The sequence below is a fragment of the Mucilaginibacter aurantiaciroseus genome, from assembly GCF_024055595.1.
GTDB lineage: Bacteria > Bacteroidota > Bacteroidia > Sphingobacteriales > Sphingobacteriaceae > Mucilaginibacter > Mucilaginibacter aurantiaciroseus.
The window spans coordinates 218,762-233,224 of sequence record NZ_JAMXOF010000004.1 but is presented as its reverse complement, the minus strand read 5'-3'; the positions used below and the strand labels follow the sequence as shown (position 1 = coordinate 233,224).

Annotated in this window: 16 protein-coding genes; 3 read left to right on the top strand and 13 right to left on the bottom strand. The window is 42.3% G+C overall.

Annotated features, from left to right (window positions below; translation table 11 throughout):
* Positions 1-2: 2 nt before the first annotated feature.
* From NAF17_RS16980 to NAF17_RS16960, 5 genes are all read right to left on the bottom strand, one after another.
* On the bottom strand, positions 3-1,172 hold the full coding sequence (locus NAF17_RS16980) for a sensor histidine kinase (protein ID WP_252759216.1): 1,170 nt from the start codon (positions 1,170-1,172) through the stop codon (positions 3-5).
* A 70-nt stretch (positions 1,173-1,242) separates the two neighbouring features.
* Positions 1,243-1,842 (bottom strand): MiaE family protein, encoded by a 600-nt coding sequence (locus NAF17_RS16975; protein ID WP_252759215.1) that lies wholly within the window; start codon positions 1,840-1,842, stop codon positions 1,243-1,245.
* Positions 1,843-1,937: 95 nt separating this feature from the next.
* Positions 1,938-2,513: a nicotinate (nicotinamide) nucleotide adenylyltransferase gene (gene nadD / locus NAF17_RS16970; RefSeq protein WP_252759214.1), complete on the bottom strand. Its 576-nt coding sequence runs from the start codon at positions 2,511-2,513 to the stop codon at positions 1,938-1,940.
* 117 nt (positions 2,514-2,630) lie between these two features.
* Positions 2,631-3,200 (bottom strand): guanylate kinase, encoded by a 570-nt coding sequence (gene gmk, locus NAF17_RS16965; protein ID WP_252759213.1) that lies wholly within the window; start codon positions 3,198-3,200, stop codon positions 2,631-2,633.
* A 93-nt stretch (positions 3,201-3,293) separates the two neighbouring features.
* Complete coding sequence (locus tag NAF17_RS16960) at positions 3,294-4,169, bottom strand: YicC/YloC family endoribonuclease (RefSeq protein ID WP_252759212.1); 876 nt, start codon at positions 4,167-4,169, stop codon at positions 3,294-3,296.
* 178 nt (positions 4,170-4,347) lie between these two features.
* Between NAF17_RS16960 and NAF17_RS16955 the strand changes: the two genes are divergently transcribed.
* Entirely contained in the window at positions 4,348-5,070 is a 723-nt protein-coding gene (locus NAF17_RS16955) for a hypothetical protein (RefSeq protein ID WP_252759211.1), read from the top strand.
* A gap of 70 nt (positions 5,071-5,140) precedes the next feature.
* Here NAF17_RS16955 and rnc read toward each other — a convergent pair whose 3' ends face one another.
* Genes rnc through NAF17_RS16940 form a run of 3 tightly spaced genes read right to left on the bottom strand, consistent with a single transcriptional unit; the run spans position 5,141 to position 7,394 of the window.
* Positions 5,141-5,866 carry a ribonuclease III gene (gene rnc, locus NAF17_RS16950; RefSeq protein WP_252759210.1) on the bottom strand — a complete coding sequence of 242 codons (726 nt, stop codon included), beginning with the start codon at positions 5,864-5,866 and terminating at the stop codon, positions 5,141-5,143.
* 10 nt (positions 5,867-5,876) lie between these two features.
* The gene (gene fabF, locus NAF17_RS16945; RefSeq protein ID WP_252759209.1) at positions 5,877-7,130 is read right to left on the bottom strand and encodes a beta-ketoacyl-ACP synthase II; all 1,254 of its coding nucleotides are present in this window, start codon (positions 7,128-7,130) and stop codon (positions 5,877-5,879) included.
* A gap of 24 nt (positions 7,131-7,154) precedes the next feature.
* Entirely contained in the window at positions 7,155-7,394 is a 240-nt protein-coding gene (locus NAF17_RS16940) for an acyl carrier protein (RefSeq protein ID WP_067058906.1), read from the bottom strand.
* Between the two features lie 517 nt (positions 7,395-7,911).
* On the opposite strand from NAF17_RS16940, the gene NAF17_RS16935 reads away from it, so the two are divergent.
* Both NAF17_RS16935 and pyk read left to right on the top strand, forming a co-directional pair.
* Complete coding sequence (locus NAF17_RS16935) at positions 7,912-8,331, top strand: IPExxxVDY family protein (RefSeq protein ID WP_252759208.1); 420 nt, start codon at positions 7,912-7,914, stop codon at positions 8,329-8,331.
* 63 nt (positions 8,332-8,394) lie between these two features.
* The gene (gene pyk / locus NAF17_RS16930; RefSeq protein ID WP_252759207.1) at positions 8,395-9,831 is read left to right on the top strand and encodes a pyruvate kinase; all 1,437 of its coding nucleotides are present in this window, start codon (positions 8,395-8,397) and stop codon (positions 9,829-9,831) included.
* Between the two features lie 132 nt (positions 9,832-9,963).
* Here the strand turns inward: pyk and NAF17_RS16925 are convergent, their stop codons facing one another.
* From NAF17_RS16925 to NAF17_RS16905, 5 genes are all read right to left on the bottom strand, one after another.
* Positions 9,964-10,515 (bottom strand): thioredoxin family protein, encoded by a 552-nt coding sequence (locus NAF17_RS16925; protein WP_252759206.1) that lies wholly within the window; start codon positions 10,513-10,515, stop codon positions 9,964-9,966.
* 117 nt (positions 10,516-10,632) lie between these two features.
* On the bottom strand, positions 10,633-10,890 hold the full coding sequence (locus NAF17_RS16920; RefSeq protein ID WP_252759205.1) for a hypothetical protein: 258 nt from the start codon (positions 10,888-10,890) through the stop codon (positions 10,633-10,635).
* A gap of 304 nt (positions 10,891-11,194) precedes the next feature.
* Positions 11,195-11,509 (bottom strand): hypothetical protein, encoded by a 315-nt coding sequence (locus tag NAF17_RS16915; protein ID WP_252759204.1) that lies wholly within the window; start codon positions 11,507-11,509, stop codon positions 11,195-11,197.
* Between the two features lie 409 nt (positions 11,510-11,918).
* Positions 11,919-13,490, bottom strand: coding sequence for a hypothetical protein (locus NAF17_RS16910; RefSeq protein ID WP_252759203.1), 1,572 nt, complete (start codon positions 13,488-13,490; stop codon positions 11,919-11,921).
* 4 nt (positions 13,491-13,494) lie between these two features.
* Positions 13,495-14,367: an ABC transporter ATP-binding protein gene (locus tag NAF17_RS16905; RefSeq protein ID WP_252759202.1), complete on the bottom strand. Its 873-nt coding sequence runs from the start codon at positions 14,365-14,367 to the stop codon at positions 13,495-13,497.
* Positions 14,368-14,463: the final 96 nt, after the last annotated feature.

Genomic DNA, 14,463 nt, shown 5'->3' with positions numbered 1-14,463 from the left:
ATTTATGTGTGCAAAGTTAATACCACGGTAAACTGGTTGTTATCGTCGGTAATGTTTAGAGTGTGCTTGCCGGGGTAAATGTGCTGCAGGCGTTGTTTGGTATTGGTGATGCCAATACCGGTACGTTCAATATGCTCTTTACGCTCAAATATCTGGTTGGTACACATAAAGGTAAAGGTATCGGCAGCTATCAATAGGTTAATATCTATCACGCTTTCGTGTTGTTTGCTTACGCCGTATTTAAACACATTTTCTACAAAGGTCATCAACAATAATGGCGCAATTTTTTGCTGGGCGATGGTGCCATCGATATTAAAGTTCACTTTGGTTTTACCACCAATCCGTAAACCTTGAAGGGCTATGTAGTCTTCAATGCAATCTACTTCACTTTGCAGCGTCACATAATTAAGCATAACGTCGTCGGTAACATACCGCATAATGTTAGATAGCTTCATGATGCTTTCGGCCGTGTTCTCGTTATTGGTTATGGCCAGCGTATAAATGTTATTCAGTGTATTAAACAAGAAGTGTGGGTTAATCTGTGCTTTCAGGAAAGATAGCTCAGCACTCGCTTTTTCGGCCTCTGCGCTTATCACACGTTGCTCGGTAACCTGCCATTGCTGCACGGTTTTTATGGCCGTGCTTAACGCCAATATCATCAGAAATAAAAATAAGCTGCTGCTATCAAAATGCCTGCGCCGGTTGGCCCAGCGTGGCTGTCCAAACTGCGGAGGCTGATTGACACCCGGTGCAAATTGTAAATTGCCGCGTCGGGCACTATCACTTGGCGGGCCTTGCCTGTTAATGTTTGGCGGGAGGCCAAATTGCGGGCCGCCCTGCTGTTGCATTGCTGCGTTATACCTGTTTGTATCAGCACCGCGCAAAAGCCTCTCATATGGCTTTAAAAAGTAAATGGCGCTTAGCAGACATAGGCAAATGATGGCGTAGCCGATATATTTCTTTTTTAGGAAAAATTTTGGGAAAAGGATATAGGCGTTTACATAAAAAAGGACAATATACGTAGTGCAAAACGCCCAATAATGCGGCGATGCAATTATGGTAAGCATGGAAGTGTTGCCATCGCGCCCGTTGATAAACAACAAAGGGAAGGCCATAAAAAGCAGCCAGCAGGCAATATGTATAATTACCGAAAAGGTTTTTAAACGTAACATCTTCAAAGCAAGTACTATTTAAGTTGTATTTACGCAATGTATCGGTAAGCGGGTATTTTGTGTGGATGAATTACCCGTGTATGGTTTCGCCCTTGCCGTAATTTTGGATCACCTGCGCCTCGAAGGCTAAAAACTCCCTCCAGCGGGCATCAACGTCAACTGTTACCGCGTGTTTGCGGGCAAGCCTTAAAAACATGGCGTAGTGGGTAGCTTCGCTGATCATCAGCTCGTGGTAAAATACGGAAAGCTCTTTGTCATTAATGTTTTCTGACAGTACCTTAAAGCGTTCGCAACTGCGGGCCTCAATCATTGCCGATAGTAGCAACCTGTCTATCAGTTGTTGTTCGCGGCCACCACCCACTATCATAAATTTGCGCAGTTCGTTCACGTAGTTATCGCGGCGCTCTTTACCCAATATAAAACCGCGCTTCAGCATTATCTCGTGCACCAGTTTAAAATGCTCCATTTCTTCCTGGGCAAGGGCAATCATTTCCTGCACCACATCGCTTAGGTTTGGGTTTTGGATAATGAGGGTAATGGCATTGGTGGCCGCCTTTTGCTCGCAATAGGCATGGTCGGTTAATAGTTCTTCAATATTGCTTTCTACCACGTTTTTCACCCATAATGGGTCGGTAGGTAACTGAAGTTTAAGGATGGTTTTCTCGCTCACAAAGGCAAAGATAGGTTGTTGGAGCGGAAAGGCGAAAGGAATTTAACCATAGCCCGTCATTGTTTCGTACCTGGTAATGACGCGCGGAGAAAAAATTAAACCCTGTACAAACTTTTATCCTGTATAAACTTTAAAACCGCATCGGGCACAAAATATTGTATGTTCTTTTTTTCAGCGATAGATTTTCGAATGAACGTTGCAGATAGCTCCATCTGCGGTGTCATAGTGATGGTTACTGCCGGATGCGACGCCAGCTCTGCGTTTTCATAACCAGGGCGTGGATAAACAAAAATCTTATAATCGCGCAATATCAACTTATAGTTTTTCCACTTATGCAGGGTAACCAGGTTGTCTGATCCCATGATAAGGGCAAACTCGTGCTCGGGATATTTTTCTTTTAGATGGGTAAGGGTATCAATGGTATATGATGGCTGTGGGAGCTTTAGTTCTACATCACTTACAGCTATGTTGGTAGCGTTATCGGTAGCCAGTTTGGCCATTTCCAGACGGTCGTAGGTATTGATCAGGTCGCCATATTTTTTTAGTGGGTTTTGGGGTGATACCACCAGCCACACCTTATCGAGTGCGGTATGGTTTGCCATGTAGTTGGCAATAATCAAATGCCCAATATGTATTGGATTAAAGGAACCGAATAGTAAACCAATTTTCATGCTTGTTCATGGTTAATAGTTCATAAATCATATTAAACAGGCTGTTTATTATGTATAATTAACTTCGGGTGGCTATAAAAACGAAAAGTAAAACGGCTATGAACAATAAACCATTTACTATGAACCAATAAATGTGGTTACTAATTCCTTTGCCTCTTTGCAAGCCGTTTCAAGATCGTAATTTTTTAGGATAATATCAAACTGGGGGGCGTAATTAAGCTCTTTTTCTGCTTTTGCGAAGCGTTCCTGTAGTTTTTCGTTGCTATCGGTACCCCGGCCGGCAAGGCGTTCTTTTAAAACCTGTAACGATGGCGGTTGAACGAAAATAGCCAAAGCCTGTTCTTTATATTTGCGTTTTAAATGCATACCACCCTCAACATCTATATCAAAAATAACGGTTTTGCCTTTTGCCCAAATGCGCTCTATTTCCGTTCGTAAAGTACCATAAAACGTCCCGGTATATACTTCTTCAAACTCTACAAATTGTTTTTTGGCAATGCGGTGGGTAAACTCGGGCAGGCTAATAAAATAGTAATCCTTACCATGCTCTTCATCGCCACGGGCAGGCCGGGTAGTTGCCGAAATGGAAAACTCCAGATCGGGGATCTGGCCAAGCAGGTGGTGCACAATGGTTGTTTTACCTGCACCCGAAGGGGCCGAAAATATGATGAGTTTACCTTCTTTCATTATCGTTGGAAAGTTGAAAGGTTTTAAGGTTTAAATATTGCAAGCTTTGGAGTTTAACATTCCAACTTTTCAACATTTAAACTTTTCAACGTCTTACAACACGTTTAATAATTGTTCTTTGATTTTTTCAAGCTCTTCTTTCATACCTACAACCAATTTCTGCATGTTGGCGTCGTTAGCTTTTGAGCCCAGGGTGTTTATTTCGCGGCCGATCTCCTGCGAGATGAAACCAAGTTTTTTACCATTGGCATCCGCGTTTTTTAAGGTCTCGATAAAGTAGTCGCAATGTGCTTTAAGACGGGTTTTTTCTTCGGTAATGTCAAGCTTATCTATGTAATAGATCAGTTCCTGCTCAAAACGGTTTTTGTCGATGTTTTCGGCACCTACGGCCTCACTCAAAAATTGGTTCAGGCGTTCGCGGATGGCTGGCACACGTTTTGGCTCTTCAACCTCAACAAGCTCCAAATTTTTCAGGATAATCCCGATGCGCATTTTAACATCAGCCTCCAATACATTACCCTCATCGCTCCTAAACTTCTGGAAATTAGCCATAGCCTGCTGAAAGGTTTTTTCAACCAGTTTCCATTCATCTTCAGATACGGTATCTTCTTCGTACTTAACTACCTCGGGTAAACCAAGGGCAAGTTGCAATAGGTTGCCACCTTGTTCGTTAAGTTCGTCGCTTACGCTTTTTAGCTGGTTGTAGTAATGTTTAAGTAACTCGCGGTCGATGCCGGCTGCTTTAACGTTTGAGGTTGCCTGCTCTACATTGATAGAAAGGTTAACCTTACCGCGGTCTATTTGCTTGCTGCAATCGTTACGTAACTGGAACTCTTTTTCGGAGAAGATCTTAGGTAAACGCAGGGAAAGTTCAAGAAATTTACTGTTCAGGGATTTTATCTCAACGGTATATTTTGTTTTGCCGGAGTCATAGCTGGCAATTCCATACCCTGTCATGGATTTTATCATGTGCAAAGATAATATTTTTAGATTATAGATGTAAGATATGAGATGCGAGTTTGCGCTGCATTTAACAAATCTCCTCCCGATAACTATCGGGACACTAACATAACCACCAACTTTAACACTTTTTCACACTTTGGCAGCTATACATTTTATAAATTTGTTGCGTTAAATAAATATGCCCTTGAAGTTTTTAATTGCCTGTACAATAAATCTGTTTTGCTTTGTCATCCTTGCTTCGGCACAACAGGTTACTATAAAGGGGGCTATTTATAAGCGCATCTCTTCAAACAGGCTTAATGCGGTTTACATCACCAACCTAAAAAGCAGCAAAGCTGTTTATTGCGACGGGCTGGGTGGCTTTAGTATTGAAGCTGCTGTTGGCGATACGTTGTTATTTACCAAAAGCGGTTACACACCCCAAAGGCAACAGGCTACAAGCTATGGTATGGTAGTTTACCTGCAGCCCGAAATGCAGCTAAACGAAGTGCGCATACAGGGCCAAACCAAAAAGCAGGAGCTTAACGATATTATGGGCGATTACCGTAAAAAGGGGACTTTTTACAACGGTAGCCCACCGGTATTATCAATGTTAACATCGCCTATTACCGGGTTATATGAACTATTTGGTAAAACACCCGGCCGTGCAAAACGTTTCGCCGCGTTTAGCAAACGCGAATTGGAAGCAACCGAAGTCGATCGTCGCTATAATAAGCCGCTTGTTATGCGAGCAACCGGTTTAACTGATAACGATAGCACTACAGTGCGCAAGTTTATGGAATATTACCGCCCGTCGTTTGAAGACCTGAAAATATGGGGCGATTATGACCTGATCAAAAAAATAAAGGCACAATACGAATACTTTAAGAAAAGTGGTGGCAGGGATAGTTTGCAGAAGTTGTATTAAGGACGGTGAGTGGTTGATTAAGTTAATTGGCGAGTTGTTCTAAATCCGAAATCAAAAAATCGAAATAAAACTATATCCCCAACGACGCACACGCTTTCTCCGCAGCTAATTTTTCAGCATTTTTCTTGCTAAACTCTTTGCCCGATCCCATGATCTCGCCATCTACACTGGCTTGTACGGTGAAGAGTTTGGCGCTTTCGCCTTCCTGATTCTCTATTACATCAAAGCTGATGTCTTTACCGTGGCGTTGGCACCATTCTATAAGTTTACTCTTGAAGTTTGTTTCGGTTTGCTCCAGCGTGTGGATGTCGATGTGCGATTTGATGATGTGGTTTACCAAAAAGTTACGGGTAAAATCATACCCTTTATCCAGGTAAACGGCGCCTATCAGGGCTTCAAAGGCATCGCCTAAAAGGGAGCCCTGCCTGCCCGAGTTTAAGATCTTGGTATCAAACTCTATCAGTTTGTCAAAACCCAGCTTGCGGGCAAGCTGGTTAAGGTTGTTGCGGCTTACAATTTTCGAACGCAGTTCGGTTAAAAAGCCTTCGTCTTCGTATGGGTATAGTTTAAAAAGCACTTCGGCCACTACGCTGCCTAAAACGGCATCGCCCAAAAACTCTAAACGTTCGTTACTATTTTTTACGCCCTTGCGGATGTTTTGCGCTACCGACTTGTGGCGAAATGCCAACTTGTATAACGACAAATTGCCCGGTACAAAACCGAGCAAATTTTTTAAAACCTTAACGTATTTTCTATTTGGCGAAAGGTATAGCTTATAAAAGCGGCTTATTGGCATCCAGGCGAAATTATTGCTGGTATTTTTTAAATATAACTGAAGCATTGTGGCCGCCAAAACCAAAGCCATTGCTTTGTACAATGTTTATCTCGCGTTTTTGGGCGGTGTTAAATGTAAAGTTAATTTTAGGGTCAAAGGCCGGGTCGTCAGTAAAGTGATTGATGGTTGGCGGTACAATACCATGCTGTAACGCCAGGATAGAGGCAATTGCTTCAACAGCGCCGGCAGCACCAAGTAAATGGCCCGTCATTGATTTTGTTGAACTGATATTGATATTATAAATATGGTCGCCAAAAGCATCAGTAATCGCTTTTACTTCTTGCGGATCGCCAATTGGGGTTGATGTACCGTGTACGTTTACATAGTCGATATCTGACGGTTGCAAACCGGCATCTTCCAACGCAGCTTTCATTACAAGTGATGCACCTAACCCATCCGGGTGTGGCGCAGTCATATGGTAAGCATCGGCACTCATGCCACCGCCAACCATTTCGGCATAAATTTTAGCGCCGCGTTTAAGGGCGTGCTCCAATTCTTCCAAAATTATGGTTCCCGCGCCTTCGCCGGCCACAAAACCATCACGGTCCAAGTCAAACGGGCGCGATGCTGTTGTAGGGTCGTCGTTACGGGTACTTAGGGCATGCATAGCGTTAAAACCACCAATGCCTGCTTCGTTGATAATAGCTTCAGACCCACCTGTAATAAACATGTTTGCTTTTCCCAGGCGCAGGTAATTAAAGGCATCAATAAGCGAGTTGTTTGATGATGCACATGCGGAAACTGTGGTAAAGTTTGGCCCGCGTAAACCATATTTAATAGATATATGGCCCGGTGCAATGTCGGCAATCATTTTAGGGATAAAGAACGGGTTAAACTTGGGTGTACCATCGCCTTTGGCAAAGTTTACAACCTCATCTAAAAACGTTTTTAAACCACCGATGCCGGATCCCCAAATAACACCAATGCGGCTGGTATCCAGTTTATCGAAGTCAACGCCGGCATCTTTAACTGCTTCCTCCGTAGAAAATAAAGCGTATTGCACGAACGGATCTAGCTTACGAGCCTCTTTACGGCCCAAAAAACCTTCCGCGTCAAACCCTTTAACTTCACAGGCAAATTTGGTTTTGAATTTTTCAACATCAAAACTCTTAATAAAGGCAGCGCCGCTTACCCCATTAATAAGGCTGTTCCAATATTCGGGAACAGTGTTACCAATTGGAGTAAGCGCTCCAAGCCCGGTCACTACAACTCTTTTAAACTCCATTGAACAGTTTTAGGGAGCTCTAAATTAAGCTTTAACGTTTTTTTCTAAGTAAGCAACAGCCTGGCCAACAGTACCGATAGTTTCGGCCTGATCGTCAGGGATTGCAACGTTAAATTCTTTTTCAAACTCCATGATCAATTCCACGGTGTCTAAAGAGTCAGCACCAAGATCGTTGGTGAAGCTTGCTTCTGGTGTAACTTCACTTTCGTCAACACCCAGTTTTTCCACGATAATTGCTTTTACTCTTGAAGCGATATCAGACATAGTCTTTATAGTTTAATGATTAATAAATTCAGTGCAAAGAAAAATAAATTATGTTAAATATCAAACCTAAAAACTTTGACAATATTAATTGAATAATTAATTGTGACAAAAGATTTGGACTTGCGTTTTTAACCGGCGTAAAAGTAATGATTTTGAGTAGAACTATTAAAGTTTAATATCTATTTCCAATTAATAGTGATAAAGTTGCATTTAGTGAATGTATCTGCCTAATTATTAGGTAATTAATTAGTTAGACAAATGGCCGGTAATTAGCAAAAATTTTTAAAATGCAGGCCTTTGAAAGCCCAACGGTGCTTAATTTTTCTTTAAAAATGGCTTAGCTTATCATCTGCCTTGCAGAAAAAAAATTTAAACTTGCCGCGCCATTATATAGTATACAGTTGATGCAAATGAAGGGTGGTTTAAACCGGCAATCCTTAATTTAAAAATGTATCAACAAAAATTTATGGTAAGTGCTTGCGTTTTGTATTTTTACCATCTTAAAATGTAAATGGTTTTGAACAGGAAAGTTTTAAAGTTTGAGATCGATCTGGATTTTGTGCTTATAGCGGTTACCACATCTTTAAAAGATTACCGCATTTGCCACCATATAAACAAATGTTTAAATTTTAATTTTACCCGGGTAGTCGATCTATCGCTGGATACCAATGTTAACGGTGCACCGCTGCTGTTCTCGATGTTCCACTTTAGCTGGGAAAGTACCGAAACCGATTTCTATTTTATTGGAAATAAGGGGAGTGAAGGTTATTTGGTGCCCGAAATGCGCGAGGCTGATTATTTTATAATGATCAAAAATTATATTGATGATGACGACCTTGAAAACGTACTTTCGTGCCTGAATAAGATCCCTGAAATTGTTGCGGCGGTAAAGATTGACCCGAAAAAAATAAAATCACGCGAAAATCTATTATTTTAGCGGAAATTTAGATGTGTAATCTATACACAACACAGTAATATAGCCTGAATTTAACTTGAAAATATGAAATTTTACTATAATCGTACTAAGATTGTTGCCACAATGGGCCCGGCCTGCTCAAAAAAAGAAGTGTTATTATCAATGATCCGCGCCGGTTTAAATGTGTGCCGATTGAATTTTTCGCACGGTAAACCCGAAGACCACAAGAAATTTATTGACCTTATCCGCGAGATAAACGACGAATATAAAACCAACGTAGGTATCCTTGCCGATTTGCAGGGTCCTAAAATTCGTATTGGTTTGGTTAAAGACGGCGGTATCCACCTGATTAATGGTACCCGTATCAACATCACTACCAACGAATGTATTGGTGACGATAACCAGATCTACATTACTTACGAAACCTTCCCGCAGGATGTGCAGGCAAACGAGATCATTTTATTAGATGATGGTAAACTGCAGCTGAAAGTTATTGAGACCAACCGTAAAGACACCGTAATTTGCGAGGTTGTACACGGTGGTATCTTAACATCACGTAAAGGTGTAAATCTGCCAAATACAAAAGTATCAATCCCAAGCTTAACGCCGGATGATTTGGTGAACCTGCAATACGCCCTGCAATGGGATGTAGATTGGGTTGGCCTTTCTTTCGTACGTACCGGGCAGGATATTATCGACCTTAAACGCATCATCCGCGAAAGTGGTAAAGCAGCACGTGTAATTGCCAAGGTTGAAAAACCTGAGGCTATCGAAAACATCGACGAGATCATCGCCGCTAGCGATGGTGTGATGATTGCCCGTGGTGACCTTGGCGTGGAGTGCCCGCTTGAAGAAGTGCCTTTGCTGCAAAAAATGATCGCCCGTAAATGCCGCGATGCATCAAAACCGGTTATTGTTGCTACGCAGATGCTGGAGTCTATGATCACAACCCCGCGCCCAACACGTGCCGAGGTTAATGACGTGGCCAACTCGGTACTTGATGGTGCCGATGCGGTGATGCTAAGCGGTGAAACATCTGTTGGTGAGTTCCCGGTTATTGTTATCGAAACAATGGCTAAGATCGTTCGTAACGTGGAAGACCTTGGTTATCCGTTCAACGCTTCTAAAATAGAAAATACAGATTCAACATCTGCGAATTACCTGAGCGACGCGCTTTGCGGTTCGGCAGTTTATTTGGCAGAGCATACCAAAGCAGAGGGTATCGTATCCATGACGGTTAGCGGCTACACCGCTTTCGAGATCTCAAGCTACCGCCCCAAAGCAGGTACTTACATTTTTACATCAAATAAGCAGTTGCTTAACGCGCTTAGTCTTGTTTGGGGCGTACGTGCGTTCTACTACGACAAATCTGACAGTACAGACGAAACTATTGCCGATGTAAACAACATCCTTAAAGCCGAGCAATTGCTTAACGCAGGTGATGTGGTTATCAACACCGCCGCAGTGCCAATTATTAAACAAGGCAAAACCAATATGCTTAAAGTAAGCGTTATTGAGTAAGTCCGGAAGTCGGAGGTCAGAAAGTCCGAAGACGGAATATAAAAAGAGGGTTATGCGTAAGCGTAACCCTCTTTTTATTTATAACCGTTATTGCTTCGTACCTCGCAGCAATGACGCTTGATTAACCAATCACTACTTCGCTTTCTCCTCATAACTCTTCGGATCTAACGCCTTTGGCGACCAGTTCTCAAAAAATCTCATTACTTTAGTTTTGCTATGGCCTTTACCTTCCTCCAGGTAGTCCGAGTTTTGGGTATGCAGGCGTGTGCCTTTAGCGTCAAGCACTACAAACACCGGGAAACCAAAACGCTGCGGATAGCCCAAATCGGCCAATACCTTTTCGTTCATGTTCTCTTTGCTATAATTTACGTGCAGCACTACATAATTATCATTCATGTATTTATTAAGCTCAGCGTCTTTGGTCACCAGGTCGTTAAACCTTAGGCACCAAATGCACCAGTTGCCGCCAAGTTGCAGCAATACGTTCTTATGTTCGGCATTTGCTTTTTTAACGGCCGCGGCAATATCCGCTTTAGCGTCCGCAGCAGGGTTATATAAGTTGGGCTCTGCCTTTTTGGTGGTATCTGCAGGCTTTACGGCTGTAGTTACGGGTTTCGTAAGGTTTTGCGCATTTGCCGAAAAAGCAAGGGTAATTATACAAGTTATAAAAAGCAATTTTTTCATGGCTATCTTATTTTTTCTAAATATATCAATATCATCACAAAGGCTAAGTAATTACCAGGTAAATATTGGGTATAAAAAAAGCCCCGCGTGTGCAGGGCTCTTACTATTTAGATACTTTTAAGCGTATTTACCTTTACCGCTGGTAGTTTCTTTTTCTGGCTTGGTAGAGTAATAAGGCGTTTTGTGTCTATCTATATCGCCCATTGGTTGTTTCTGGCTTTTATCGCGTATTAAACGGCGGCGCCTGCGTTTTAATCGATAGCGTTCTGTCCAATGGTCAAAGTTACCGGTAAGGGCCAATATCGCTCCAATGATAAACACCACCATCATAAATATAACGAAGAGGTGTAGCGAGTCTGAAAAAAACTGTCTCATAATTAAATTAAATAGTCCAATTAATGTAAGGCAATAGCCGTGCCTTACAGGTTAATTTTATACATGAAACTGCGAAAAAAGGTAATATTCTTAGGTAAAATGGGCTGTTTTATAAAAACTCAGATAAAACACCTTTAGTATAACCATACGGGGTATTTATGTACCCAAAAGTAGACATTTAGGCTTTGACGATTTAAAGGCAAGCGTAAAAAACCTGCTACAATTAAAATAATTTCGTCTCAGTAAAGGTTGAACGACCTGTTTGATTACGGACAATTTGGACAAAGAGCAGACAGAATTTGTACTATACGGTTTTGATATTTATTTCTGCTTTGACCTTTAAAAAATCACAGGCTTTTATAAATGTATCGTTATCTATTCCTTCATTATTAAAAGGGAAGTATATGCCGGTGTTAAAACCTATAATTACCGTATCGCCGGTATGCTGGTAGGACTTTAGTAAATACCACTGAAATTTAAAACTTTTTTCATTATCGGTGTACTCAAACCAATCGTCATATAGTACGCAGGTGCAAATCATATTCATTTGATCATACGCCTGGGCCTGCTTTTTTATCAGCTTGAAATAATTGTACCGCCTTTCAAAAGCTCCCACCATTTCATCAATATATAAAAGCAGAAACCACTTGTAAGCGCTATAGCAAAGGGAAATCCTTGTTCTTTATCAGTAAAAATGCAAACAAGCAGGATAACAATAGCAAATTTTTTTAAATAGCTTTTTAGTACCTTCTTATTGGCGTTAGCCCAAAGCTTTTTATGGTTGTTTATAAAACTTACTTTGTTAAAAGGGCTGGTTATAATAATGTCTGGCATGTGCTTAGGTTATTGAGAGAAAGGTATAATAAATTTAGATATGGCCATAGTTAGTGCCGTCCGTCCGTTTTCAGATAAGAAATAGTGCGGACACAAAGCGGACAGCTGCAAATGTTCCGTAGGAACTGCCGCTTTGTAGCCTTATATCATATATGCCATTTTGCCCTATAAGGGTTACCCAACCAGCCTTGCTTTTACAAATGCTTTACCTGGTAGTTCCTTACCATAAAGCCTGCACCTAAAAGCGCTGTATTGATAGATAACACCACAACTAAATATACGCTGCTGTGTGGCATGCTGCCCAGGTAATCTGTAATATCTAATTTATTGATAACGGCATAGGTTAACATAAAAAACACCACTTCGAAAAGCTTTTTACCACCGCTTAATATGCCAAGCGTTGCTGCTAATAACACAATAAGCACACAGCCGTTTATGATGTTTAAAATGGCAGCACCATTTAATAGCAAAGCGTTGCGCATTATCACCGGCAGCGCCAACGCAAGTGCCAAAGTTACCCCGGCTAAGATCTGCGCGGGTAGCATTCTTAACAGTGGTTTGTAGGATGCGTAGGCGAAGTAATGCACCCGGTTGTTTTTTTCTTTGGTCACCAAATCGCTCCAGCGGGTTACCTGTAAAAATAGCAGTATGGGTAGCAGGTAGCTGTAAGCGATGGTTAAAGGCGCTATAAACATAGCTACCCATAGCCCTGCATTTAGCAGCCACAGCCATTTGTTGCCCTGCCTTACCAATAGCAGTAATTCGGTTTTGATGAATGGGGAAATGCCGTAGTTGAAAACCAGCGGTGGCATGGCCTCGCGGGTGATACCTGCGGGGTTAATGGTTAGTTTATTGGCTTCTGTAGGTTGCTTTGCCGGTTTGGTTTTCTTTTTAGCGGATGCCTGTTTAAAATCGAACCTATGAAAAAACAGGGAGGCGCAATATACAAGCCCTAAACCAAACGCCATCCACAACACACGACTAAACACAAATACCGCCGACCAGCTGATGCCAGCCCATACAAAGGGTTTATATTTACGGTGCCCGTTAAAAATAAAGCCGAAGGATACATTTTTAACACTTTCGTGAAACTGCGTATTGATTTGTGCGGTAATGCTTTTAGTGACCAGACTTAAGCCGAATGGATCAAAAGCGCCGGTAGTATTTTTGCCGCTTTGGGTGATGGCGGACATCGCAATTCCAAACAAAAAAAAGTAAATGATGTATTGCAAGATGCTGCGCTTGCCCAAAAAAACCTCGGCCACTACAGCCAGCGCTGCCACCATAAATAATGCAGGTACGGCAAAAAACAGGTAGGGCAAAATAAAGTCAGAGATGATAAACGGGTGCCCCTCCCCGCGGATAAAAAACAGTACCAGGCTTACCGAAAACGTGCAGCCCGCAATGGTTATTAGCACCAGGTAATTGCTTAGCTGTTTACATAAAAGGTACTTAAAATTACTGATAGGGGTGGTAGCGATAATTAGCCCTACTTCGGTATCGATATCTTTTTTAATGCCGCTGTTAACCAGCAGAAAGCCGCAGAAGGATAGCATTACGGTCGTCATGATGGCGAATACATACCCAACCCATGCCGAATTGTAAACGCCCCGGTACCCGGATGCACTTAAGGTGGTATAATTGGCCGTATCCGGCGGTACAAACGAATAGGCGGCATAAACCGTAATGGCCAGCGTTATTAAAAACGAGTAGCTGCGGGTACGCTGCAAATAATCTGCCTTAATAATATTGTAAATGTATGGCATATGCTTAAGCGTTGTTTTGGGTTAAAAACAAGTAAGCATCCTCTAAAGTGGCCTTGATTGGTGCGGATGACGGCGCTGCAGCTGCCTGTGTGCTAATGTAGCGCGTTTTGATCCGGTCGTTTTGGCGGGCGGTGTCTATTACTTTGTAGCGGCCTTTAAATTCGGTAAGGGCGGCGTTATCTAAAAACGTTTCAAAAATGCGGCCGTCGGCTTGTTTAATAATATCCTGTTGATAGCCTTTGGTAATCAGTTTGCCGCCCTGCATAATGGCAACCTCATCGGCAATGGTTTCGATATCTGATACAATGTGCGACGACAAGATGATGACACAATCCTGCGCCAGATCGGCGATTAGCTGCCTGAACCGCATGCGCTCTTCTGGGTCGAGGCCAACGGTTGGTTCGTCAAAAATTAGCACTTTAGGGTCGTTAAGCAGGGCCTGGGCAATGCCTATGCGCTGTTTCATGCCACCCGAGTAGGTGCCGATAGGTCTTTTGGCATCTGCCGTAAGGTTAACACCCTCCAGCAATATGTCGATACGCTTGCGCAGGCCTTTACCGCCAACGCCTTTCATGGCGGCAATGTATTCTAAAAATTCGTAAGCGTTAAGGTTGGGGTACACGCCAAAATCCTGCGGCAGGTAGCCCAATACCTTGCGGATAGCATCCGGATGCTGCACAATATCGGTACCATCTAAAAGCAGTGTGCCTGTAGTAGGTTTGCTGATGGTGGCGATGAGTTTCATTAAAGTGGATTTGCCCGCGCCATTTGGCCCAAGCAAACCCAGTATCCCCTTATTAATATTGATAGTAAAGCTACTTAAAGCGGTTTTTTGATGGTTATATTGCTTGCTAAGGTTGGTTATAGATAAGGCCATGTGGTGGTTGTATGCCTGTTTGACTGGCGAGTTGATACCAATGTTACAGGCAGATGGAAATTAGGCAAACCAGCCAACTTAAAGGTGTCCGTCCGT

Coding starts and splice junctions, on each gene's coding strand:
- NAF17_RS16980 (WP_252759216.1), bottom strand. CDS start 1,172: ATGTTACGTTTAAAAACCTTTTCGGTAATTATACATATTGCCTGCTGG.
- nadD (WP_252759214.1), bottom strand. CDS start 2,513: ATGAAAATTGGTTTACTATTCGGTTCCTTTAATCCAATACATATTGGG.
- gmk (WP_252759213.1), bottom strand. CDS start 3,200: ATGAAAGAAGGTAAACTCATCATATTTTCGGCCCCTTCGGGTGCAGGT.
- NAF17_RS16960 (WP_252759212.1), bottom strand. CDS start 4,169: ATGATAAAATCCATGACAGGGTATGGAATTGCCAGCTATGACTCCGGC.
- rnc (WP_252759210.1), bottom strand. CDS start 5,866: ATGCCAATAAGCCGCTTTTATAAGCTATACCTTTCGCCAAATAGAAAA.
- fabF (WP_252759209.1), bottom strand. CDS start 7,130: ATGGAGTTTAAAAGAGTTGTAGTGACCGGGCTTGGAGCGCTTACTCCA.
- NAF17_RS16940 (WP_067058906.1), bottom strand. CDS start 7,394: ATGTCTGATATCGCTTCAAGAGTAAAAGCAATTATCGTGGAAAAACTG.
- pyk (WP_252759207.1), top strand. CDS start 8,395: ATGAAATTTTACTATAATCGTACTAAGATTGTTGCCACAATGGGCCCG.
- NAF17_RS16925 (WP_252759206.1), bottom strand. CDS start 10,515: ATGAAAAAATTGCTTTTTATAACTTGTATAATTACCCTTGCTTTTTCG.
- NAF17_RS16920 (WP_252759205.1), bottom strand. CDS start 10,890: ATGAGACAGTTTTTTTCAGACTCGCTACACCTCTTCGTTATATTTATG.
- NAF17_RS16915 (WP_252759204.1), bottom strand. CDS start 11,509: ATGGTGGGAGCTTTTGAAAGGCGGTACAATTATTTCAAGCTGATAAAA.
- NAF17_RS16910 (WP_252759203.1), bottom strand. CDS start 13,490: ATGCCATACATTTACAATATTATTAAGGCAGATTATTTGCAGCGTACC.
- NAF17_RS16905 (WP_252759202.1), bottom strand. CDS start 14,367: ATGGCCTTATCTATAACCAACCTTAGCAAGCAATATAACCATCAAAAA.